The sequence below is a fragment of the Bradyrhizobium sp. HKCCYLRH2015 genome, from assembly GCF_051168215.1.
Lineage (GTDB): Bacteria > Pseudomonadota > Alphaproteobacteria > Rhizobiales > Xanthobacteraceae > Bradyrhizobium.
The window spans coordinates 267,033-288,640 of sequence record NZ_JBNPUO010000012.1; the positions used below are offsets into that span (position 1 = coordinate 267,033).

Annotated in this window: 20 protein-coding genes; 7 read left to right on the plus strand and 13 right to left on the minus strand. The window is 65.9% G+C overall.

The window, feature by feature from the left end; all coding sequences use genetic code 11:
* Positions 1 to 6 precede the first annotated feature (6 nt).
* The 8 genes from ACQR1H_RS29405 to lptF all read right to left on the minus strand — a co-directional run bounded on the left by ACQR1H_RS29405 (position 7) and on the right by lptF (position 11,418).
* A complete protein-coding gene (locus ACQR1H_RS29405) occupies positions 7 to 2,337 on the minus strand; it encodes a hypothetical protein (protein ID WP_434908588.1) in 2,331 nt (776 codons plus the stop codon).
* Between the two features lie 320 nt (positions 2,338 to 2,657).
* A complete protein-coding gene (locus ACQR1H_RS29410) occupies positions 2,658 to 3,716 on the minus strand; it encodes an alcohol dehydrogenase (protein ID WP_434840008.1) in 1,059 nt (352 codons plus the stop codon).
* A 27-nt stretch (positions 3,717 to 3,743) separates the two neighbouring features.
* On the minus strand, positions 3,744 to 4,604 hold the full coding sequence (gene rsmA, locus ACQR1H_RS29415; protein WP_434898630.1) for a 16S rRNA (adenine(1518)-N(6)/adenine(1519)-N(6))-dimethyltransferase RsmA: 861 nt from the start codon (positions 4,602 to 4,604) through the stop codon (positions 3,744 to 3,746).
* Positions 4,601 to 5,602: a 4-hydroxythreonine-4-phosphate dehydrogenase PdxA gene (gene pdxA / locus ACQR1H_RS29420; RefSeq protein WP_434840010.1), complete on the minus strand. Its 1,002-nt coding sequence runs from the start codon at positions 5,600 to 5,602 to the stop codon at positions 4,601 to 4,603. The genes rsmA and pdxA overlap by 4 nt, the downstream gene beginning before the upstream one ends.
* Positions 5,602 to 6,540 carry a SurA N-terminal domain-containing protein gene (locus ACQR1H_RS29425; protein ID WP_315800292.1) on the minus strand — a complete coding sequence of 313 codons (939 nt, stop codon included), beginning with the start codon at positions 6,538 to 6,540 and terminating at the stop codon, positions 5,602 to 5,604. The genes pdxA and ACQR1H_RS29425 overlap by 1 nt, the downstream gene beginning before the upstream one ends.
* 104 nt (positions 6,541 to 6,644) lie before the next feature.
* On the minus strand, positions 6,645 to 9,155 hold the full coding sequence (locus ACQR1H_RS29430; RefSeq protein WP_434908589.1) for an LPS-assembly protein LptD: 2,511 nt from the start codon (positions 9,153 to 9,155) through the stop codon (positions 6,645 to 6,647).
* Positions 9,155 to 10,252, minus strand: coding sequence for an LPS export ABC transporter permease LptG (gene lptG / locus ACQR1H_RS29435; RefSeq protein WP_316180909.1), 1,098 nt, complete (start codon positions 10,250 to 10,252; stop codon positions 9,155 to 9,157). Before lptG ends, ACQR1H_RS29430 begins: the two co-directional genes overlap by 1 nt.
* Positions 10,249 to 11,418 carry an LPS export ABC transporter permease LptF gene (gene lptF / locus ACQR1H_RS29440; protein WP_315800289.1) on the minus strand — a complete coding sequence of 390 codons (1,170 nt, stop codon included), beginning with the start codon at positions 11,416 to 11,418 and terminating at the stop codon, positions 10,249 to 10,251. The genes lptG and lptF overlap by 4 nt, the downstream gene beginning before the upstream one ends.
* A 340-nt stretch (positions 11,419 to 11,758) precedes the next feature.
* On the opposite strand from lptF, the gene ACQR1H_RS29445 reads away from it, so the two are divergent.
* The 4 genes from ACQR1H_RS29445 (at position 11,759) to ACQR1H_RS29460 (ending at position 15,294) form a co-directional block, all read left to right on the plus strand.
* On the plus strand, positions 11,759 to 13,303 hold the full coding sequence (locus ACQR1H_RS29445) for a leucyl aminopeptidase (RefSeq protein WP_434908590.1): 1,545 nt from the start codon (positions 11,759 to 11,761) through the stop codon (positions 13,301 to 13,303).
* A 9-nt stretch (positions 13,304 to 13,312) separates the two neighbouring features.
* Positions 13,313 to 13,765 (plus strand): DNA polymerase III subunit chi, encoded by a 453-nt coding sequence (locus tag ACQR1H_RS29450; protein ID WP_315800287.1) that lies wholly within the window; start codon positions 13,313 to 13,315, stop codon positions 13,763 to 13,765.
* A gap of 204 nt (positions 13,766 to 13,969) precedes the next feature.
* Entirely contained in the window at positions 13,970 to 14,464 is a 495-nt protein-coding gene (locus ACQR1H_RS29455; RefSeq protein ID WP_315800445.1) for a hypothetical protein, read from the plus strand.
* A 14-nt stretch (positions 14,465 to 14,478) separates the two neighbouring features.
* The gene (locus ACQR1H_RS29460; RefSeq protein ID WP_434845871.1) at positions 14,479 to 15,294 is read left to right on the plus strand and encodes a phytanoyl-CoA dioxygenase family protein; all 816 of its coding nucleotides are present in this window, start codon (positions 14,479 to 14,481) and stop codon (positions 15,292 to 15,294) included.
* Here ACQR1H_RS29460 and ACQR1H_RS29465 read toward each other — a convergent pair whose 3' ends face one another.
* The gene (locus ACQR1H_RS29465; protein WP_315800285.1) at positions 15,295 to 15,528 is read right to left on the minus strand and encodes an acetyl-CoA carboxylase biotin carboxyl carrier protein subunit; all 234 of its coding nucleotides are present in this window, start codon (positions 15,526 to 15,528) and stop codon (positions 15,295 to 15,297) included.
* 156 nt (positions 15,529 to 15,684) lie between these two features.
* Between ACQR1H_RS29465 and ACQR1H_RS29470 the strand changes: the two genes are divergently transcribed.
* Entirely contained in the window at positions 15,685 to 16,083 is a 399-nt protein-coding gene (locus ACQR1H_RS29470; RefSeq protein WP_315800284.1) for an avidin/streptavidin family protein, read from the plus strand.
* A 120-nt stretch (positions 16,084 to 16,203) separates the two neighbouring features.
* Here the strand turns inward: ACQR1H_RS29470 and ACQR1H_RS29475 are convergent, their stop codons facing one another.
* The 3 genes from ACQR1H_RS29475 to ACQR1H_RS29485 all read right to left on the minus strand — a co-directional run bounded on the left by ACQR1H_RS29475 (position 16,204) and on the right by ACQR1H_RS29485 (position 18,776).
* Positions 16,204 to 18,075, minus strand: coding sequence for an ABC-F family ATP-binding cassette domain-containing protein (locus tag ACQR1H_RS29475; protein ID WP_434908591.1), 1,872 nt, complete (start codon positions 18,073 to 18,075; stop codon positions 16,204 to 16,206).
* 50 nt (positions 18,076 to 18,125) lie between these two features.
* Entirely contained in the window at positions 18,126 to 18,317 is a 192-nt protein-coding gene (locus tag ACQR1H_RS29480; RefSeq protein WP_315800282.1) for a hypothetical protein, read from the minus strand.
* Positions 18,318 to 18,506: 189 nt separating this feature from the next.
* Positions 18,507 to 18,776 carry a sulfur globule protein precursor gene (locus ACQR1H_RS29485; RefSeq protein WP_315800444.1) on the minus strand — a complete coding sequence of 90 codons (270 nt, stop codon included), beginning with the start codon at positions 18,774 to 18,776 and terminating at the stop codon, positions 18,507 to 18,509.
* A 286-nt stretch (positions 18,777 to 19,062) separates the two neighbouring features.
* Between ACQR1H_RS29485 and ndk the strand changes: the two genes are divergently transcribed.
* Together ndk and ACQR1H_RS29495 are read left to right on the plus strand one after the other, a co-directional pair.
* A complete protein-coding gene (ndk, locus tag ACQR1H_RS29490) occupies positions 19,063 to 19,485 on the plus strand; it encodes a nucleoside-diphosphate kinase (RefSeq protein ID WP_315712380.1) in 423 nt (140 codons plus the stop codon).
* Positions 19,486 to 19,564: 79 nt separating this feature from the next.
* Entirely contained in the window at positions 19,565 to 20,422 is an 858-nt protein-coding gene (locus tag ACQR1H_RS29495; RefSeq protein WP_315800281.1) for a TerC family protein, read from the plus strand.
* Between the two features lie 37 nt (positions 20,423 to 20,459).
* On the opposite strand, the gene ACQR1H_RS29500 is transcribed toward ACQR1H_RS29495, so the two are convergent.
* A complete protein-coding gene (locus ACQR1H_RS29500) occupies positions 20,460 to 21,545 on the minus strand; it encodes a substrate-binding domain-containing protein (protein ID WP_315800280.1) in 1,086 nt (361 codons plus the stop codon).
* Positions 21,546 to 21,608: the final 63 nt, after the last annotated feature.

Sequence of the window (21,608 nt, forward strand, 5' to 3'; positions counted from 1 at the left end):
TTCTGTCTACGCCCGCCGGCCGAGGCGCGCCAGGATGTCCTGGATGCCGTCGAGCTCATCATCGTGCTGAATGTTGCGCGGCCGCGGGCGCAGCGCCGGAGGCCGCGGAATGAAGTCGAGCGGCGGGGTCGCCGGGTCCTCGAACTGGCTCGGCACGAACAGGGGTCGCTGCTGCGGCGGTCGCTGCGGTTGCTGCGGCGCCTGCGGCCTGTCGATGATCGGTGGCGCGGCGGGGATCGACGACCGCGATTCCAGGAGACTCATCAGTCGGGCCGCGGGATCATCATGCATATGCGCGACGTCCTGCGGAGCCTCGACGGAGAACTCCTCCTGCTGCGGCTCCGCCTCCAGCTCGTCTTCGGGCAATGAAAAGCGCGACTGCAGAAGGTTGATCAGCGCCGCCGCAGGATCGTCGAGCTCGTCGTCTTCGGCGGCAGGGGCCTCCGACATCATCCCGGGTCCGGCCCTCGCGATGTCATCGTCAGGCTGAGGGGCCGGCTGTCGTGCCGCATGCGCGCGAAGCGTCTCGATCAGCGCGGCCGCTGGATCGGCTGGTGCCGTTGACGGCGCGCGCGGGGGCGCGGGCTGATCGGGCATCGCGGGAACGGGCTGAGCGGCCGGCTGGCCGCCACGCAATTGGTTCGTCAGGGGTTGCGACGCCTGCGTGGTCCGGTGTGCAGCGTCCGCCTGCGCTGGCGGAGCCGTCTCAGCGAGGGCCGCTGCAGCCGGACCGTCGCCAGCCTCGCCGGGTTGCGGGGTACGCCGCTTGGCCGCGCGCGACACCAGCAGCGCGGCAATCACCTTGGCGGCGTCGATCGGCGCGCCGGCAGCGGGGGACGTGGCATCGCTGTTGCGGGCCCTGCGCAGCGCCGACACGATTTCGCCGACGTCGACAGGGGCGGGTGGGGCGGCGGTCGCGGCAGCCTGCGTCGGTGGCGGGGCCGATGGCGGCATTGGTGCGCCCACCTGGATACGGGCGGGATTCGCTGGTTCAACCCGCTGCGCCGCCGGCCAGGGCTCGGCGGGTGCCGTCGGTGCCGCATAGGTCGGCGAGCGCGGCGAGGCGTCTGCAGCAGCAGCGCTCGCCTGGGCTGCTGCAATCTTGGCGGCAGCGGCCTGCGCCGCGGCCATCTGGGCAGCCGTCAGTTGTGCCTGCGCCGGAGCAGCAGGCGATGGGGCAGTTGCGGCAACCGGCATTGGCTGCGCGTTGGTCGCAGCGGTCTGTGCCCCGGAAGGCTCGGCCCGGCGTACTGCTGCGCGATCGACCAGCTCATCGACCGCCTGCCATACCGCGTCGGTGGACTGCGATCGTTGCATCGCCGCAGCCGCGTCCCGGTCGCGTCGGCGTGCGGCTACGGCCGGGTGATCCTGCTGCTGGGGAGACGGCGCCGGCCGCTGCGGACGGGGCTCGACCTGGTCCGGCGAAGCCGCCAGCCGCGCGCTCGCGAGGTCGAGCGCCGAAGCCGGCTGAGAGCCGCGGCTGCCGCCTGAATGGGAGGGTGCTGCCGGCATGCTGCCGCGGCCCGCACGCATCCCGCCCTGCGGCGCCTTGGACCGTGGTTTGATGCGACTACGGCGCATCCGGACTGCGTCCGCGTGCCAGCTGCCGTTGCGCCGTTGCCGCCGTCCCATCCGGCTGAGCCGATAGAGCGCGCTCGCCAGCAGTCCTGAAATCGCGAGGGCGCCGATGACCACGAGCATGAGCACGTGGATGGGCGCTTCGGGCTTGCTTGGCTTCGGTGCGATGATCGGCCCGTCGGCAGCCGGCGCCGCATTCGTGTCCGGCTCCGCATTGCCGTCGTCGGCCATTGCCGGCGGTGGCGCATCGGCAGCGATCGGCTCCGCCTGTTGTGGCGGGGCAGAGGGCCAGGGCGAGGTATCGAGGCTGCGGGGCAGGCTGGTGTCGGATGCGGTCAGCGTCGTCGGTGTGGCAAGAGTCTGCGGCTTCGGGGTGCCCCGCACGGCGAGATCGGCACGCAGCCGCGGCTGCGGCGCTTCTGCGAGGGCGTCGCTGGTGCGAGCGACCGGGCCATCGGTGCGTCTTGGCGTCAGTTTGGGTGGAGCGGGCTGGGCGAAGTCCCACGGAGCCGGCTGCTGCGTCGCCCGTATCGGTGCCGCGGCGTCACGGGTGTTGCCGTTGGCGTCTTTCAGATACCAGCAACGCCGATTGGTGCCACGATCGAAACGATAGTACCAGCGTTGCGCGTCGGACTTCTCTCCCGTCGGCTCGGTCAGACATTCCTCCGCCGCCAACACGACGCGCGGCAGCACGAGCACGACGGTGCCAAGGATTCCGGCTGCAATGGCAAACGCAACTCCTGCCGTTCGGCTTGCCATTGAAGACTCCGGATACGCTTACGCAACGGCGCGTTCTCGGAGAGAAGTTGGGTGGCAATGAGCCGCAATTCCGGATTAATTCTGTCGCGATCCTTTCGTGCCCGAGTGCGGCTTTTTTCCCACAAGAAGCTCCGCATCACGCCGCGATTTTGGCCGCGCTATCGCGCCAAATCGGTCACATCGGTGACGATGGACCTGGCTTTTCACCCTCAGGGGTCAGAGGCGTCGCGCCGACAACCTCTACGTTTGTGGACAAATGATTGGCCGCAGTGGCGGCGGTGCAGCACCGCGGCCGCGTGCGATGTCGCAACGGCGAGGGATCAGTTCGTCAGCACCACGCGTCCGACCACATGGCCGGCGCGCAGCGCATCGATCCACTTCTGTACGTCAGCCATCGGCTCCTCGCGCATCGGCGGCGGCTTGATCTTGCCGGCGCGCGCGAGCGCCATCAGTTCGTGCGCCTCGGCCAGCGTGCCGACCATGAAGCCCTCGATGGTCATGCGCTTGTACACCCATTGAACCATCGGCAGGGTGAACTGGCCGCCCATCAGTCCTGACACGACGATCTTGCCGCCGCGCGCTGCGACGGAGACCGCAAAGGCCATCGACTTCTCGTTGCCGGCGAAATCGACGATTTCGTCGAAGCCGCCCTCGGTCTCCTTGAGGATGCGCTTGATCACATCCGGCTCGGCCGGATCGTAGGCCGTCGCAGCGCCATTCTTCAGCGCGGTCTCGCGCGCGGCCGCCGAGAGGTCGGCCACCGAGATCGGCTGCTTGAACATGGCCTGCGCGAACGACAGGCCCATCATGCCGACGCCCCCGAGTCCGATCAGCAGCAAATTGCGCTGGCGCGGCCGATCCACGAGGCGCTTGAGCGCGCCATAGGCCGTTACGCCGGAGCACATCAGCGTCGCGGCCTGGTTGACCGGCAGCGGATCGTATTCCAGCAGATACTTCGCATCCGGCACCAGCACGTGGGTGGCGAAGCCGCCGTCGATCGAGACGCCGAGGAAGCGCTGCTTGGCGCACAAATTCTCGTCGCCATTGGCGCAGTCGCGGCACTGGCCGCAGCCGATCCACGGAAACACCGCGCGCCGGGCGCCGATCAGCTCCTTCGGCACGTCGGCTCCGACCTCGTCGACAACGCCGGCGATCTCATGGCCGAGCGTGAAGGGCAGGGTCATGCCGCGCGTGGTGTCCAGGCGCTTGCCGCCGCCGAGATCGGCATAGCCGTCCTGGATATGCAGGTCGGAGTGGCACAGGCCGCAGCGCTCGATGCGAACCAGAACTTCCCGGCCTTGCGGCTTCGGCGTCTCGACGATGGTTTCGCACAGCGGTGCGTCGAACTTGACGAGCGACTGACGGCGCATCAACGCCATGATGAAACTCCCTGAAATGCTTGTTGATTACGACTTGTTCTCGTCGCGACTATTGGTCAATTCGCGGGCCATGGCAACAAAGCCCGACACCGGAATGGTCTCGGCGCGGCGGGTGGGATCGACGCCTGCGGCGGCTGCGAGCCGCGCGGGATCCGCCGGCAGCGACTTCAGGCTCTGCCGCAGCATCTTGCGGCGCTGGCCGAAGGCGGCGGCGGCGACCTGCTCGAGCGCGCGGCGGTCGCAGGGTTCGGGCGACGGGCGCGGCACCAGCCGCACCACGGACGACGTGACCTTCGGCGGCGGCACGAAGGCGGATGGCGAGATGTCGAACAGGATCTTGGTCTCGCAGCGCCAGTTGGCGAGCACGCCGAGCCGCCCATAGGCGTCCTCGTTCTCGCGCGCGACGATGCGCTCGGCGACCTCGCGCTGAAACATCAGCACCATCATGTCGTACCAGGGCGGCCACGGCTCTGTAGAGAGCCAGCCGATCAGGAGATGCGTCGCGATGTTGTAGGGCAGGTTGGCGACGATCTTCGCCTTGGTGGTCCCGAGATAGGGCGCGACGTCGAAGGTCCGCGCATCGCCGCAGACGATTTCGAGGCGGCCGGGATAATGCTCGGCGATCGCCTGCAGCGCCGGGATTGCGCGCTCGTCGTGCTCGACCGCGATCACGTGGCGTGCGCCGAGCGCGAGCAGCGCCCGCGTCAGGCCGCCCGGGCCGGGGCCGATCTCCACCACGGTGGCGTCTTCGAGCGGCCCCGCGGCGCGCGCGATCCGGGCGGTGAGATTGAGATCGAGCAGGAAGTTCTGGCCGAGCGCCTTGCGCGCCGACAACTGATGATCGCGGATGACCTCGCGCAGCGGCGGGAGGTCGTCGATCGCGCTCATGATGATTGCTGGACCATGCGTGCGGCGAGTCGCAACGCTGCAATCAGGCTTGCCGGATTGGCGGTGCCTTTGCCGGCGATGCCGAACGCCGTGCCGTGGTCCGGCGAGGTGCGGATGAACGGCAGGCCGAGCGTCACGTTGACGCCGTCGTCGAACGCCAGCGTCTTGATCGGGATCAGCGCCTGGTCGTGATACATGCAGATGGCGCAGTCGTAGGTCTTGCGCGCGGCGTCATGAAACATCGTGTCGGCGGGCAGCGGTCCCTGCACGTCGAGGCCGGCATTGCGCAAGGTTGCGATCGCGGGCGCGATGATCGTGTCCTCTTCGGTGCCGAGCGTACCGTCCTCGCCCGCATGCGGATTGAGTCCCGACATCGCAATGCGCGGCCGCGACACGCCGAAATAGCGGCGCAGGCTCGCCGCGACGATGCGCGTCGTCGAGGTGATCAGCGGGCTCGTGAGCTGCTCGATCGCGTCGCGCAGCGCGACGTGGATCGTCACCGGCACGACGGCGAGCATCGGTGACCACAGCATCATGACAGGCTGCGGGACCGCGCCGCCATCGGCGGCGAGCTCGGCGAGAAATTCGGTATGGCCGGGATGCGAGAAGCCGGCACGGTAGAGCACGGCCTTGGCGATCGGGTTGGTCACGACGGCGCTGGCGCGTCCGGCCCTCACGTCGGCCACCGCCTCACGGATCGAGCCGATGGCCGCCGCGGCACTCGTCGTGTCCGGACGGCCCGGCAGGGCCGTCACGGCGTGTCCGGTGGAGACCACGGGCAGCACGGTCCCAAACGCCTGTGCCGCCTGTTCGGGACGAACTTCGTCCACGGTGACGGGAAGGTCGAGCAGCCTGGCGCGCTGCGCGAGAAAGACAGGATCGCCGCGTACGTAGAAGGCGGGGAGTCCGAGCTCGGTGCGGCGCAGCCACGCCTGCAGGGTGATGTCGGGTCCGATGCCTGCCGGTTCCCCCAGGGTCAGCGCGAGCGGCTTCGTCATCAGCGATATTCGATCATCGCCGCCTTGCGGACTTCCTGCAGATAGGCCTTGGAGGTGGCCTCGTATTTCTTGGTGTACATCTGCTCCTTGATCTCGCGCTTCTTCGGCGTGTCGATCGTGGTCGGAGTCCGCGAGCAGAGGGCCACCATCTGGATGCCCTGCCGCGTCGCTTCCGGCGGAGTCAGGTGGCCGATCGGCGTGTCATCGAGCAGCTTGCGCAGATTCGGCGGGATGTCGGCGGACGTCTTGACGACGATCTCCTTGATGACCGCATTCGCCGTCGTCTTGAAGATGTTGTTGGCTTCGGCGCAGGTCTGCACCCGTGCGCGCAAGGCCTCGGCCTCCTTGTGCCGCGCTTCCATCAGGCCCTGGTTCGAGGAGTTCGACACGATCAGCACGATCGGCTGCATCTTGTACTCGAACGCCTGGCCCTGCTGATCGCCATCGCCGCCCGCGGCGGCGACAGCCGCGGCCACGTCCTTGTCGGAGACGATCAGGCGTTCCTTGTAGCGGCCGCGCACCAGGCTGCTCCAGACGATCTCGGCCTTGATGCGCGCCTTCAGCGTCTCCGGCCGCACACCCTGGCTCTCCAGCGATTTGGTCAACTGTTCCGGGTTGAGCCGCATGCGAGAGCCCATGCCGGCAAACGACTGGTCGACGTCGGAGGCGGTCGGCTCGACGCCAAACTTCTTGCCTTCCTTGATCTTCACCTTGTCGTCGATCAGCTCGTTGATGATCTCCTGGCGAGTCTGATGCTTGCGCGTGCTCAGGAAGTTCAGCTTGGTGCGCTGCTCGATGTCATAGTCGGTGATGGGATCGCCATTGACCATGACGACGATGCTCTGGGCGCGAGCCGACATCGTTCCGATGCCGCAGACGAGTGCGGCAAGAGTGCAGATGGCCAGGGCCCGAAGGCGAGGAGAGAACGCGATCGTCATGACCAAGCTTCGTTGTCGCTATTGATCCAACTGGAAGCGGCGCCACGGCTCCCAACGAGGGACTTTCGACCCCCACGGAGCGGCCCGTCGGAGACTGGCGCGCGCTACTGCAGGCCCCCAGCCCCGGTTCCCGTGGACGAGGAATTGGCCAGCGTCCGGAGTCCGATCTGGAGCATATAGGCATGGCTCAGAACGGGGGGAGTGGTGCCCGCCGTATAATTATACGACGTTACATAGTTGGCGGCCAGCACGAAACAATCGTCCACATAGCCGGCGCCGATCACATACTGGTTGATCTTGTTGGCTGCCAGATCCCAGCGCGCCGCACCCGTGACGACCCAGTTCGGCGCCACCTTGACCGAGCCGCTGCCGAGGATGCCCTCGCGACGGTCGAGGTAGCCGAGCGCCGGATCGGCGGCATAGTTGCCGTAGGTCAGGGCCACCGACCAACGATCGAAGTTCGCCTTGGCTTCCGCCTCGAAGCGCTGGATGTTCAGGGTCTGCTGGTCAAACCGGCTGCGCATGCTGAACGTGTAGGTGCGGTTCGGCGAATAGTCGACGCGCGCCACGTAGTCCGAGGCGTTCTTGTCCAGGCCGGAACCGATCGCGGTGTTGTTGGCGTCCTGCACCGCGAACGAGTTCATCCCGAACAGGTGGTAGGACTGGCCGAACAGCACGTTGATGGTGCCGCCGCGGTCGAACTGCGTGGTGGCCTGGACACCGACATTGGCGCGGCCGCCGCCCTCGACGCGGTCATAGCCGGAGAACTTGTCGACGCTGAACAGGTTGCTGGCGTCGAACACCATGCTCTGGGCGTCCTCGTTCGGCAGCCGGCCGGCATAGGTCTCGTTCGGCCGGATGATCACTTGCGCGATCGGCTCGATCGTCGTCGTGCCCCATGGCTGAACGTTGATGAACGGATAGCGATATTCCAGGCCGACCGTCGGCATCAGGCGCAGCGCCTGGGTGTCCCCGGTCTGCAGGAAGTTGCCCACGCCCGGCTGGTTCGAGACGTTGGCGTTGATCGCGTCTGCGCGCAGGATCGCGAACGGCGTCCAGATCTGGCCGTAGGGATCCGTGAACGACCGCCGCCACTCCGCCTGCGCGGTCAGGCGGGTGTAAGTGCCGGGCGTGGCGCGCAGCAGGCACTGGGTGGGCAGGCGCGCCCGCGGATCGGCAGACACCGTCGTGCACAGCCCGGCGGTGTTGGCCGTGGTCGTGATCGGGTCGAACACGGCCGTCTGGCGGCTCAGATTGACGAAGTTGGTCTTGTAGCTGAACTCGCCGCCGAACACGGGATAGTTCAGCACGTTCGAGTAATCCAGCACCGGATAGACCACCGGCACGGTCTGCTGGTTGCCCGAGAAGCTCAGATAGTGGATCGCCCGGACGTCGAAGAAGCTGCGGCTGCCGACGCCGGTCAAGTAAAGCTGCGAGATCGCCTCGGTCGGGAGGCTCATGAACGAGTTGAACGGATCGCGATACTGCGCCAGCCGGTAATCCGACAGGAACATGTAGTCGGACAGCAGGATGCCGTCCCAGCCCCAGACCCATTTGTCGTTGAGCGCGAACTGACCCTTGGTGTCGACGCCGCCGCGGAACTGGCGATCGCCCGGCTGGCCGGCGAAGGCCTTGCGGTCGAGCTGATCGATGCCGTACAGGCGCACCTGATAGCCGCCATTGCTGAGGCGCTGGCGGAACTCGGTCTGCAGCAGCACACCCTGCTTGGAGGTGATGCGCGGTGTGAAGGTCGCGTCGTAATCCGGCGCGATCGCCCAGTAATAGGGGATGTCGACGCCGAAGCCGTAGCCGCCGGTCTGGGTGACGCCGGGCATCAGGAAGCCGCTCTTGCGCTTCACGGTCGGGTCGGGTGTCGAGAAGTAGGGGATGTAGGCCAGGGGAACGCCGAAGAACTCGAGCTGAGCGTTCTCGAAATACAGCATCTTCTCGGTCTGGTCGTGGATGATGCGAGCACCCTTGACCTGCCACAACGGCGGCTTCTTCGGATCGTCCTTGCACGGCGCGCAGGCGGTGTACACGCCGTTCTCGAAGACGGTGTAATTGCCCTTGGAGCGGTCGGCGCGAGTCGCCGCCATCCGCGTCTGATCCTCGGTCTCGACGCGCAGCGAATCGACGAAGCCGTCGCGATAATTGTCCGCCAGATCGAGGCTGTTGGCGTAGGTGATCTTGCCGTCGGCGTCGGTCATGCGGATGTTGCCTTCCGCATGCAGGCGCTTGGTCTTCTGGTCGTAGATCACCCGGTCGGCCTCGACCGAAGTGCCGTTGTAGAACAGCTGCACGTTGCCGACCGCCGACACGCGCGAGTTATTGTAGTCGTAATCGACCTCCGTTGCCTGCACCAGCATCTGGTTGTCGTTGGCGACGCGCGGCGGCGGCGGCTTGGGCGGGCGCGGATTGTAGGTGAAGCCCTGCGCGACGGCAGGGGTCGGCGCCACGACCGCGGTCGCAGCAGCAACCATCAGGCCGAGCCCGCAGGCCAGAACGAATCCAAGTACGCCAGACCCGGCGCGACGCACGCGCGCGCAACCGGCGCGAGCAACGGCGTGCTGCCGAAGCGCGGCGAGCGCTGTCTGACGGACGGCAACGAACGACACTAGCCGTCCTCCTGGTAGAGCAAAGCCATGAAACCGGTGAGGCCGCCGACGAACACCGGCAGCCACGCCGCAGCGATCGGATTCATCAACTCAGCCTTGCTCAAATCTTCAGTTACTTTCGACAGAACGTAGAGCAGAAACCCGGCGCCCACGCCACTCAAAACCATTTTCTGTACGCCACCCATTCGGAAGAACCTGAGCGACACGGACGCAGCCAGCATGACCATCGCAGCCAGCAAAAACGGCTGCGCGATCAGCTTATGATACTGCAGTCGGTACCCCGCGGTCGCGAAGCCTGAGCTCTCCGACGAACGGATGTATGTCGGCAGTTGCCAAAACGACACAGTTTCGGGGGTGGAGAAGCTGTTTCGGACCTGCGCCGGCGTCAGGCTGGTCGGAAGAATGTACGTCGGTTCGTCGACCGGTGGGGCATCGAGGGAGAATCGGCGCACGGACCGGAAGACCCACCGGCCTTCTTCCAGGGTCGCCTCGCGCGCTTCGATTCGTTCCTTGAAGTGCTTGTCCGTATCAAAACGGAACAGGGTCAGTCCGGTCAGGCGGACGCCCTGCTGCTCGCTGCGCGCGGCATTGATGATGACCGAGCCGTCGGGGTTGATCTGGTTGAGCCAGAAGCCGGCCGCATCCTGCACGCCGCCGCCCGGCGCTGCGCCGAACAGCTCGGCCTCCATCCGCTTGGAGAGCTCGCGCAGATTGGCCGACATCGGATTGTAGAGGGTCGTGGCCATCAGCCCGAGCACGATGGCGCTTGCCAGCGCCGGCGCGATGAACTGCCAGGCGGAGACCCCGGCTGCGCGCGCCACCACGAGTTCGAGTCGGCGCGACAGCGCGAGATAGCAGGTCATGGCGCCGATCAGGACGCAGAACGGCATCATCTTCTCGAGCAATTGCGGCACCCGGAACAGCGACGTCTCCGCCACCATCAGCGCCGAAGCGGAGGCAAGTCCGGAGGTCTTGCGCACCATCTCGATGTAGTCGACGAGCACGAGCAGGATGAAGATGCTCGCGAACACGCCGACCGCCGAGACCAGGAAGCGGCCGGCGAAATAGCGCCCGAGCGTGTTGGTGACCATGCTCATGCGGTGGCCGGCCTCCCGAACAGCCGTGCGATCCGCGCGTTCGAGCGGTTGATGGCTTCCATCAGCCGCGCCGGCGGCTCGACCACCACGCCGCCGATGATGATCCAGATGCTGAGGCCGAGCACGCCGAACAGCATGAGGTACTGCACCAGCGCCGCCATCGGCGTCTTCACGGTCATGACCGAGCAGGCGAAGCCCGCCATGCGCACGCCGAACACGGCGAGAATGGCGCTGCCGAACGAGAAGTTGCGGCTCTGGCGTGTCGTCCGCGGCGCGCCCAGGAATGCGAAGGTGAGGGCCGCGAAGGCGAACGGATAGATCGGCGCCAGGAAGCGGTCGTGCAATTCCTGGCGGAACTGTCCGGGGATCTGCTTGTAGATCGGATCGTTCTCGGCGGGCGCCATCAACTCCCACAGATAGCGCTCGCGAATGCCGAGCGTGACGTCGCGGCCCTGGTTCGAAAACTTCGACATGTCGAAGGCGTAGCGGGCGAACGCGACCATCGCCGGCTCGCGCTTGCCGAGCTCGAAGCGTTCCAGATTGCCGTCCTCGAGCACCAGGAACGAGCCGTCGGCATTCTTCACGACGGTGCCCTTCTCGGCGATGATCGTGATTCGCTCCTTGGGATCGCGGCGGTCGTCGATCAGGATGCCGGACAGCTCGCCGCCGGGTTGGCGCTCGCGGATCCGGATGGTCAGGTTCTGGTCGAGCTGCGCGAACCGCCCGGGCTGCAGGATGTTGGCGAGCACGTCGGCGGTGATCTCGGCATCCCACTGCTTGATCCGGCGCAGGCCGTCGGGGGCGAAGAAGGCGGCGATCAGCGTCACCAGCACGGCCACCGCGCAGGTGGCATAGGCGAACGGCACGAACAGCCGGATCGGCGACATGCCGGCCGCGTTCATGACGATGATCTCCGAATCGGTCGCAAGCTTGTTCAGCGTGTGCGAGACCGCGATCATCAGCGCGATCGGCGCGATGACGCCGAGCAGGGAGGGAATCACGAGGCCGGTGATGCCAAGGAAGGTCAGGATCGTCTGGCCCTGGCTGGTCATCAGGTCGATGCCGCGCAGCGCCTGCGTAATCCAGATCACGCCGGTGAGGCTGACCAGGACCAACGCGAACGACGCCAGCGTCGTGCGAAAGATGTACCTGTCGATGGACCCCATCGTCTGCGCTCGATCCCCAGTCATCTGTGCCGGAACGCGCGCTGCAGCCAACCCTCGCAACGGGCCCCCCAAGGCTGCAGTCGCCGTCACGTTCCGAAGGCGGTGAATATCTGTACCATCCCTTTGATCCGTCGACAAAATGGCTGTGGCATGGCGCCACGAAAATACGGTTAAAATTTCATCATTGTGACCGGTCCGCCACGCGACCCTTGGCAGCCCGGGCCCGGGCAGGCCATACTGCTGCCAAGTTGGGTTCCGAACTGCCGCCATCCTGGTCTGGCCGTTGAGGTTTTCGGTCGGACGTGGCTGCTCATCACGTCGAAATTTGGAGGATTGCTTGATGTCCGACGCCGTCAAGGTCGGCTTCGTCCCGCTGTCGACCGCCCCGCGCGGCATCGTGGTGGCGTTCTGCGATGACACCCTGCGACTTGGAGGCGCGACCGACAAGGTGCTCGGGGGAGCCTCGGACCTCGTCAAGCGCGCGGCCGGTGCGGCCCGGTTCAAGGGCAAGGATGGCGCGGTGCTGGACCTGCTGGCTCCAGAGGGAATCAAGATTCAGCGCTTGATCGTCATCGGCATCGGCAAGGGCTCGGACCTCAAGGACAAGGATTTCCTCAAATACGGCGGGACTTTAGCCGGAAAGCTGAACGCCGGAACTGAAGCGGTGACGGTGCTCGCCGAGCTGCCTTCGGGACCGCTGTTGCCGGATCAGGTCAGCTCGCTGGCCGCCGGCATTCGGCTGCGGGCCTATCGGTTCGACCGTTACAAGACCAAGAAGAAGGACGAGGAAGGCGCCGTCAGCGCCAATGTCTCGATCGCCGTGCCGGACGTCGCGGCGGCCAAGAAGGCTTTCGCGCCGCGATCCCACGTGACCGACGGGGTGATACTGGCGCGCGATCTCGTCAACGAGCCGCCGAACGTGCTCTACCCGGAGGAGTTCGCCAAGCGCGCTGCCGCCTTGCGCAAGCTCGGCGTCACCGTCGAGATCCTCGACGTGCCCGCGATGAAGAAACTCGGGATGGGCGCGCTGCTCGGCGTCGGCCAGGGCTCGGCACGGCCGAGCCGCACCGTCGTGATGCACTACAATGGCGGCAAGCGCGGCGAGCAGCCGGTCGCGTTCATCGGCAAAGGCGTGTGCTTCGACACCGGCGGCATCTCGATCAAGCCGGCCGGCTCGATGGAGGACATGAAGGGCGACATGGGCGGCGCGGCCTGCGTGGTCGGCCTGATGCATGCGCTCGCCGCCCGCAAGGCCAAGGCCAACGTGATCGGCGCGATCGGCCTCGTCGAGAACATGCCGGACGGCAACGCCCAGCGTCCGGGCGACATCGTGACCTCGATGTCGGGCCAGACCATCGAGATCATCAACACCGATGCGGAGGGCCGCCTCGTGCTCGCCGACGTGCTCTGGTACGTCGCGACCAAGTTCAAGCCGAAATTCATGATCGACCTGGCGACCCTGACCGGCGCGATCATGGTCGCGCTGGGCACCGAGCATGCCGGTCTCTTCACCAACAATGATGATCTCGCCGACAAGCTGCTCAAGGCGGGGCAGGAGACGGGTGAGAAGGTGTGGCGGATGCCGCTCGGCCACGAATACGACAAGCTGATCGATTCGCAGTTCGCCGACATGAAGAATACCGGCGGACGCCATGGCGGCTCGATCACCGCCGCGCAATTCCTGCAGCGCTTCGTCAACGACACGCCGTGGGCGCATCTCGATATCGCCGGCACCGCGATGGGCGCGCCGAAATCGGAGATCAACCAGAGCTGGGGATCGGGCTACGGCGTCCGGCTGCTCGATCGGCTGGTGTGGGATTCCTACGAATCCAAATCCGACTCCAAGGCTGAAAAGGCTGAAGCCAAATCCGGCGCCAAGGCGTGACGTCGGGCGATGACTGAAGTCCTGTTCTACCATCTGCAGAACATGACCCTGGAAGGCGTGCTGCCGCCGCTGCTCGAGAAGTCGCTCGAGCGCGGTTGGCGCGTCGTGGTGCAGTCGACGTCCGAAGAGCGTGCGGATGCGCTCGATGCGCATCTGTGGACCTATCGCGACGATTCGTTTCTGCCGCACGCCACCTGGCGGGTGGCCGACGTGGCCGACCAGCCGATCGTGCTCGCGGTGGAAGAAAGCAATCCCAACCGCGCGAACGTCCGGTTCCTGGTGGATAACGCGCCGCTGCCAGCGGACTCGCACAGCTACGAGCGCATGGTGCTCGTGTTCAATGGGGATGATCCGGACGCGCTCGCGGCTGCGAGATCGGCGTGGACCGATTGCAAATCGCGGGGATTCGAGGTCACCTACTGGCAGGCGGATGAACGGGGCCGCTGGCAGCGCCGACAGTGATACGGAAGCCCGTGAAGCGCCGATGATGGCAGCGCCGCGTGATTAATGATAATCTGCCGATTTGCCGGCAGAGCGTTGGCAAAGCCACGAACGTGCCGCAAAGTGATGTTGGGACAACACGTTAGAGTGTCCACAGGTTGCAATTCAGCAAGGTTCATCGTGCGAGACCACACCAAACAGCTGACGCGCGCTCTGGCGTTCCTTGTGCTTGCCCCGGTCGTCGCCGGATGCTCGAGCACGCCCGATTTCCTGTCCAAGGACGCCGAGTGGTTCAACCGGCCGCAGCGCCTGTTCATCAAAAACATCTCGATCGACGCGCCGCCGCTGACGCCGGACAAGCCGGTCTCCGCTGAGGATCTTGTGAGCGCCGAAGGCGCATGCCCGGGCATGGCGCCTGCGGCCGGTGCTGCGGGCGCGAACGCGCTGGCGAATGATCCCGCCACGGCCGCGCCGGCTGTCGGCGGCACCGTTGCGCTCGGTCATACCGAATGCGACGTGGTGCGCGGCATCGGTGCACCCGACAACGTCAACATCTCGAGCAATGGCGGCGAGCGCGTGGCCACCGTGACCTGGCTGCGCGGCGCGCGCGCCGGCGTCTACACGTTCAGCTCCGGCCGCCTGACCTCGGTCGAGCGGGCGCCCGATCCGGGACCGGCGCCGAAGGTGGCGAAGCCCAAGGCGAAGAAGCGGGCGACCTGACGGAGGAGGCGGCCATGCAAATCACCGGCCTCCGTCGCGAGTTGGAGGAGGCCGGGTATGCGGTGCGCCGTGGTTTTCTTCCTCGCGCGTTGCTCGAGGCCGGCGATCGAATCAAGTCGCGAGCCGGTCGTGAGGCGATCGCGGAGCCTCATCTCGGATCCGTTGTCTCAGTCGGCTCTTCGGTCGATTTCGCGCCTATCATTCTGTTCGATGCACAGTATGAACTGTTGGAGCGCGCCGGATACCCGGATGCGCGCTTTTTTGCCGGCTTCCTGATCTCCAAGCCGGCCGGATGTCCGAGGCTGCACTGGCACCAGGATTGGTGGGGCTGGTCGAGCGCTGCGAGCTACGCCGCCACGCCTCCAATTCTCTACTTCATGTACTACTTGACCGACACGAGCGCCGCGAACGGATGCTTGCGCGTGCTTCCCGGCAGCCATCGGCGCAAGAACGATCTCCATGCCTTGATCAAGGACCGGCCGACCCATCCCGATCGGATTCTGCCTGTCGACGACGTGCTGGTTTCCACACGACGCGACGAAGTCGATGTGACCGTTCGGAGGGGGGATCTGATCGTTCGCGACGGCAGGCTTCTGCATGCATCCCATGCCAACAATTCGAGCGAAGACCGCGCCTTGATCGTGTTGTCCTTCGTGCCCTTCTGGTCCGACCTGCCGGAGGAGCTGCAATGCGCCTTCGACAGGAAACGACCCAAGATCGAAAAATCCTGGCCGCCCGTAGAGGCCGAGCGCGTGCTGGCTCGAGCGACGGTCTACAACGGCGCGTCCTCGCCGATCCGTCTGCAGCGAACCCCGGACTTGAGCGACTGATCAGGCCGCTGCGTCCTCCGCATCCAACTCCATGACGACATCGGTCGCGCTCAACGTCTCGCCCGCACCGCGCCGGACCTGACTGATTGTCCCGGAATAGGGAGCTTTCACCGACAGCTGTGATTTGGCCGCCTCGATGACGTAGAGGACCTCACCGGTCTGCACCTTCTGACCCGCCTTGACGCAGACGTCGTAGAGCAGGCCGTCAAGTCGAGCGTAGAGCTGCTTGTTCATGTTTCGTCCTCCTGAAATCGCTTCAATCGAACCTCAACATCAACGTTGTCTACCGAAAGTAGAGCAATTTTGAACCTGCCACAATGGCGCTTTCCAGCTTATGGATGTATGTAGGCATCATTGCTACCTCCAGCTCCGGGCATAGCGAGGCGCGCCATGAAGTGGTTCTTCAGCAAGTATCTTTTTGCAGCGATGATTGTCGTAGTTTCGTCGATTGCTGCGCGTGCCGACGTTCTGCCGGCGCCGTCGAGATGGACAAATCAACGAGGCTCGGTGCTCGAGATCTGGTCAGTCACCGATGGACAGGTGCGAGGACAATTCACCAACAACGCGCCAGGATTTGCGTGCCAGGGTATCCCCTATCCGGTATCCGGCAGATCGGCCGGCAGCGCCGTCATGCTGGTCGTGACGTTTGCTCAGTGCAATTCGATCACGCGGTGGAGAGGCCAGGTCGGCGGCAATCTACTCCGGACGAATTGGAATCTCTTCTACATTCAGCCCAACGGCGATCTCGGCAACCTGCCGGGTGCGGACCTGTTTCAGCGGACCAACTGATCCGGCCGCTCGCGCCGACCACGCATTCATCCGCGCGAGCCGCTGAGCGCGAGGGCATTCCGCGAAAGCCGAGTTGTCTGCGACTTTCCGCCGAATGCCCGATCCGAGGCTCGGGGCGCTTCAGCTCCCCGCCTCGTCATACAGCGTGCTGGCCTCCAGCCATTGCTCCTCGGCGCGCGCCAGCGCGTCGGCGGCATTGGCGCGCGCCTTCGACAGTTGCGCCGCCTGCTTCGGGTCGCGCGTGAAGATGTCGGGCAGCGCCAGTGCGCCGTCGATCTTGGCGATGATCTCGGTGATCCGCGCGATCTCGGCCTCGGCCGCGGTGATCCTCTGCTTCAGCCCGCTCCGCCGGTTGTCGCTGCGGGGCCGCTCGGTCTTCTCGGCGGTCCCCTGCGGACGTTCGGTGTCTCGCGTGCCGGCACCGCTGCGCGACGACAGCACCATGCGCCTGTAGTCATCGAGGTCGCCATCATAGGTCTTCACGGTGCGGTCGGCGACGACCCAGAGACGGTCGGCGCAGGCCTCGATCAGATAGCGGTCGTGCGACACCATGATCACGGCGCCGGGAAAGTCGTTGATGGCCTCGGCGAGCGCGGCGCGGCTGTCGATGTCGAGATGGTTGGTCGGCTCGTCCAGGATGATCATGTTCGGGCCGAAGAAGGTCGCGAGCCCGAGCAGCAGCCGCGCCTTCTCGCCGCCCGACAGGCTCTTCACCAGCGTGTCCGCCGCCTTGCCGGAAAACCCGATCGCGCCGGCGCGCGCGCGCACTTTCGATTCCGGCGCATCGCCCATCAGCTTGCGCACGTGACTATACGGCGATCCGGTCTCGTCCAGCTCATCGAGCTGGTGCTGGGCGAAATAGGCGATCGACAGCTTGTCGGCGCGCGTGACCTTGCCGGAGAATGGCGCGAGCCGGCCGGCGAGCAGCTTCACCAGCGTGGACTTGCCGTTGCCGTTGGCGCCGAGCAATGCGACGCGGTCGTCATTGTCGATGCGTAGGGTGACGCGGTTGAGCACCGGTTGCGCGGGGTCGTAGCCGACGGAAGCGTTGTCGACCGCGATGATCGGCGGCGACAGCAGTCGCTCCGGTGCGGGGAATGTGATCTCGTGCACGTCCTGGGTGACGAGCGCGGTGATCGGCTTCATCCGCTCCAGCATCTTGACGCGGGACTGCGCCTGGCGCGCCTTCGAGGCCTTGGCCTTGAAGCGCTCGACAAAGGCCTGCAGCCGCGCACGCTCCGCTTCCTGGCGCTTGACCGCCTTGGCATCGAGCATCTCGCGCGTGGCGCGCTGTTCTTCGTAGGAGGAGTAGCTGCCGCGATATAGCGTCAGCTTGCAACGGTCGAGATGCAGGATCTGGTCGACGGAGGTCTCCAGGAGATCGCGGTCATGGCTGATCACGATCACCGTGCGCGGATAGTGCGCCAGGTGATCCTCGAGCCACAGCGTGCCCTCGAGGTCGAGATAGTTGGTCGGCTCGTCCAGCAGGAGCAGGTCTGGCGCGGCGAACAGCGTGGCCGCCAGCGCAACCCGCATGCGCCAGCCGCCGGAGAATTCGGCGCAGGCCCGCGCCTGGTCCGTGGCGGAAAATCCGAGGCCGCTGAGAATCGCGGCCGCGCGCGCTGGCGCCGAATGCGCGTCGATGTCGACGAGGCGGGTCTGGATCTCGGCGATACGGTCTGCGTCATGGGCCGTCTCGGCCTCGTGCAGCAGCGCGTGCCGCTCGAGGTCGGCCCGGAGAACCACCTCGATCAGGCTTTCGGGCCCGCTCGGGGCTTCCTGGGCCAGGCTGCCGATGCGCCACCGCGGTGGCACGCTGATGCTGCCGGTCTCCAGCGACAGTTCGCCGCGGATCGCCTTGAACAGGGTCGACTTGCCGGTGCCGTTGCGGCCGACCAGTCCGACGCGGGCGCCGGGCGGAATCTGCACCGAGCTCTGGTCGATGAGAAGCCGTCCGGCGAGGCGGATGGAGATGTCGGTGATGGAAAGCATGCGCGCCTTGTCACCGCGCGCGCGGCCAAAGGCAACCGCTTTGTCGCGTCTCAGCGGCCGGATCGGCTCGTCCCGGCCTCGTCGCGCTTGCGCAATTCGTTCATCAGCTCCGCGAGGGGAGCTGGCAGGTGAGAGCCGTCCGGCGGCAGGCTGCGTTGCAGGCGCTCGCCGACCGCCTCGCAGATCGACCGGCTGGTCTTGCGATCGAGCGCGTCGCTGAAATCGGCGGTGCGGCCAGACATGACGGTATTCCACGGGCAGTTGCAGGACGATGCTGTAACAAGTCGTGGCCGCTCGATTTGTTTCCGGCTCCCGACCGGAATACCCCGAAATGAGGTTGAAAGTGCACAAAAAAAGCCCCGGCGTGGGGGAGACGCCGGGGCAATGCGAGTTCGGTGCGGCGGGGGGCGGGTGCCGCGCCGAGGCTCGTATCAATAGCAGCGGTTGATCAACCGCCAGCGCGGTCCCCACGGGGTCGGAACCACGCGGCGCACGTAGCAGCCGCCATAGCCGTAGCTGTAGACCGGGCCGCCGACGAAGAAGCGCGGGCCGTAGAACGGACGGTGCCATCCGCCATAGCCGCCGTGCCAACCGCCCCCATGCCAGCCGCCGTGCCAATGAGCCGAGGCGGCGGTCGGGGCGAGGGCGGCTGCGCCGAGGGCAATTGCGGCCGCCGCGATGAGGGAGAGTTTGCGCAACATGATCGTCTCCTGGATGACAGCGCTGGTGGCGCCGAAATTGTCCGACGGATGAGGCTGGGAGAGGGCGGCCACCGGTCGTGCTGCTGGCTCGTCCCCGCCCGATAGCCACGACCTTAAGGCCCCTGAGCTGAACACGGGTGGCACGGACCCTTCAGACTATGTTCAGAATCGTGAAATTGTCGTAAGGCGTCCCGCCTCCGGCAGGGTCCCGGTCGCTTGCCGTCGGCCGATCGCGTCGATATAAGCCCGCAACTCACCCAAATCCCGCACCTCCAAGGACGACATCATGGCGATTGAGCGCACCTTTTCGATCATCAAGCCCGACGCGACCGAGCGTAATCTCACCGGCGCGATCAACGCGCTGATCGAGAAGGCCGGCCTGCGCATCGTGGCCCAGAAGCGCATCCGCATGACGCGCGATCAGGCCGAGACCTTCTATGCCGTGCACAAGGCGCGGCCGTTCTTCGGCGAACTGGTCGATTTCATGATCTCCGGGCCGGTCGTGGTCCAGGTGCTCGAGGGCGAGGGCGCCATCCTGAAGTACCGCGACGTGATGGGCGCCACCGATCCGTCGAAGGCGGCCGACGGCACCATCCGCAAGCTGCATGCGAAGTCGATCGGCGAGAACTCGGTGCACGGTTCCGACGCGGCGGAAACGGCTGCGATCGAGATCGCGCAGTTCTTCTCCGGCAACGAGATCGTCGGTTGATCGATCCTCGTGCGGCGGAGGGCGCCCTCCGCCGCACGACCTTCGTGTTCTACGCTGAACTTGTCTGAAAGGCCCGGCCGTGAACTGGCTATCGCAACTCGCCGATTCCGCCAGCTTCGGCCACATGCTCGCTCAATTCGAGGCCGACCTGCAGAGCCCGGGCTTCTGGCTCGCGCTCGGCAAGATCGTCTGGATCAACGTGCTGTTGTCGGGCGACAATGCGCTGGTCATCGCGCTCGCCTGCCGCGGCCTGCACGGCAAGCATCGCTTCTGGGGCATGGTCGCCGGCTCCGGCATTGCCGTCGCGCTGCGCATCGCCTTTACCGGCATCGTCGCCACCCTGATGGCGTTGCCGTACCTGAAGCTGGTCGGTGGGCTGGCGCTGCTCGTGATCGCTGCCAAGCTGCTGGTGCCCGAAGACGAGAACGACGAGATCGCCGCCGGCACGACGCTGTGGCATGCGGTCCGCATCGTCGCGCTCGCCGACCTCGTGATGAGCCTCGACAACGTGATCGCGGTGGCTGCGGCCGCGAACGGCCAGGCGTCGCTGCTGATCATCGGCCTCGCCATGAGCATCCCGCTGATCATCGCGGGTGCCGCGCTGATCATGCTGGTGCTCGATCGCTTCCCGCTGCTGGTCTGGCTCGGCGCGATGCTGCTCGGCTGGGTGGCCGGCGAGGTGATCGCGACCGATCCCGCGATCGAGCCGATGCTGCACCATCTGCTCGACGGCACCGTCGTCATCAACATCGAGGCGACCTCGGCGCTGCTCGCCGGCAAGACCACTCTCGCGAGCCATGTCGATGTCATGGAGACGCTGATGTCGCTGATCGGCGCCGGCGTGGTGCTGCTCGCCGGCTCGATCTGGCGTGGCCGCGCGCTGCAGCGTCAGGGCCAGCTGGAGCCGGTGCCGGCGCGGGGCGTCGATCTGCCGTAGCGGTCGTCTGCGCCAGCGGATCCGACCGCACGCGCCGTCAGGCTTCGGCGTCGAGCCGATCGAGGAACTCGCGCACGGTGTGAACCGAGCCCGTGTCGGCCGGCTGATAGCCGGGCAGGGCGGCGATGGCGCAATGGAAGTCGTCGCCCTTCATCACATCGAGGATGCGCCGCATCGGATCGCTCTCGAGAAACGACTGATGGCAGGCGAAGAAGTAGTCCTCGGTCAGGATACGGATGAAGTCCAGCCCGAACTGCCGCGCAGCCGCCTCGACGCCGAAGCAGGCGTCGGCCATGTCGCTCGCGACATAGGCCGCGACGGCAGCGTGGGTGAACTCGATCTGCTGCGCGCCATTGATGCGCGCCTCGTCCAATCCGTGCGAAGCGAGCAATTGATCGAACAGCAGGCGGGTGCCTGAATCATGATCGCGGTTGACGAAGCGAATCTTGCCATCCGCGATGTCCGCCAATGATCGGATCGACAGCGGATTGCCGCGCTTGACCATCAATCCCATCTCGCGGGTCACGAAGCTGATGACGCAGTCCTGCCGGGGATCGAGCCAATCCCGGCAAGCCTGGATGCTCTGTGCGCGCAGTTCGCCGCGCGGCAGATGCAGACCGGACAGGTCGCAGGCGCCTTGCGCGAGCGACACCAGCGAATGCTGGCTGCTGACATAGCGCAGATCGACGCCGACGCCCGGCTCGCGATCGAGCAGCTCGCGCAACTTGGCGACGGCGAAGCCGTGGCTTGCATGCACGCGGACTACGGTGGGATGCGGCTGCAGGAACGGCTTGATCTCGGTCACCAGCTCCTGCGCCAGATTGTCGAGCTGCGGGCCGAGACGGGCCTGCATGCGCTCGCCGGCCCAGACCAGCTTGTCGCCGAACGCCGTGAGCTTCGATCCTTTGCCGCGCTGGGTCTCCACCAGCGGCACGCCGAAGAATGCGGACCATTGCTCGATCAGATTCCAGACATGACGATAGGAGAGGTGCGCGTCATGGGCCGCGCTGGTGATCTTGCCGGTTTTCCTGATTTCGCTGAGCACGCTGAGCATCACGACGATGCTCTGCGGTCCGTCATCCCAGTGGAAGCGCCAGACGGGTTCGATCGCGATGCGCAGCATCGGACCTGCTTGTGAAGTCGGCTTCATATGATGGCCCGCCATAGGCAACAGATATCATATTTA

What these genes read in the sequence shown, in the direction of transcription:
- ACQR1H_RS29405 (WP_434908588.1), bottom strand. Translation starts at nt 2,337, where the DNA reads ATGGCAAGCCGAACGGCAGGAGTTGCGTTTGCCATTGCAGCCGGAATC.
- ACQR1H_RS29410 (WP_434840008.1), bottom strand. Translation starts at nt 3,716, where the DNA reads ATGGCGTTGATGCGCCGTCAGTCGCTCGTCAAGTTCGACGCACCGCTG.
- rsmA (WP_434898630.1), bottom strand. Translation starts at nt 4,604, where the DNA reads ATGAGCGCGATCGACGACCTCCCGCCGCTGCGCGAGGTCATCCGCGAT.
- pdxA (WP_434840010.1), bottom strand. Translation starts at nt 5,602, where the DNA reads ATGACGAAGCCGCTCGCGCTGACCCTGGGGGAACCGGCAGGCATCGGA.
- ACQR1H_RS29425 (WP_315800292.1), bottom strand. Translation starts at nt 6,540, where the DNA reads ATGACGATCGCGTTCTCTCCTCGCCTTCGGGCCCTGGCCATCTGCACT.
- lptG (WP_316180909.1), bottom strand. Translation starts at nt 10,252, where the DNA reads ATGAGCATGGTCACCAACACGCTCGGGCGCTATTTCGCCGGCCGCTTC.
- lptF (WP_315800289.1), bottom strand. Translation starts at nt 11,418, where the DNA reads ATGGGGTCCATCGACAGGTACATCTTTCGCACGACGCTGGCGTCGTTC.
- ACQR1H_RS29445 (WP_434908590.1), top strand. Translation starts at nt 11,759, where the DNA reads ATGTCCGACGCCGTCAAGGTCGGCTTCGTCCCGCTGTCGACCGCCCCG.
- ACQR1H_RS29450 (WP_315800287.1), top strand. Translation starts at nt 13,313, where the DNA reads ATGACTGAAGTCCTGTTCTACCATCTGCAGAACATGACCCTGGAAGGC.
- ACQR1H_RS29460 (WP_434845871.1), top strand. Translation starts at nt 14,479, where the DNA reads ATGCAAATCACCGGCCTCCGTCGCGAGTTGGAGGAGGCCGGGTATGCG.
- ACQR1H_RS29465 (WP_315800285.1), bottom strand. Translation starts at nt 15,528, where the DNA reads ATGAACAAGCAGCTCTACGCTCGACTTGACGGCCTGCTCTACGACGTC.
- ACQR1H_RS29470 (WP_315800284.1), top strand. Translation starts at nt 15,685, where the DNA reads ATGAAGTGGTTCTTCAGCAAGTATCTTTTTGCAGCGATGATTGTCGTA.
- ACQR1H_RS29475 (WP_434908591.1), bottom strand. Translation starts at nt 18,075, where the DNA reads ATGCTTTCCATCACCGACATCTCCATCCGCCTCGCCGGACGGCTTCTC.
- ACQR1H_RS29480 (WP_315800282.1), bottom strand. Translation starts at nt 18,317, where the DNA reads ATGTCTGGCCGCACCGCCGATTTCAGCGACGCGCTCGATCGCAAGACC.
- ACQR1H_RS29485 (WP_315800444.1), bottom strand. Translation starts at nt 18,776, where the DNA reads ATGTTGCGCAAACTCTCCCTCATCGCGGCGGCCGCAATTGCCCTCGGC.
- ndk (WP_315712380.1), top strand. Translation starts at nt 19,063, where the DNA reads ATGGCGATTGAGCGCACCTTTTCGATCATCAAGCCCGACGCGACCGAG.
- ACQR1H_RS29500 (WP_315800280.1), bottom strand. Translation starts at nt 21,545, where the DNA reads ATGCTGCGCATCGCGATCGAACCCGTCTGGCGCTTCCACTGGGATGAC.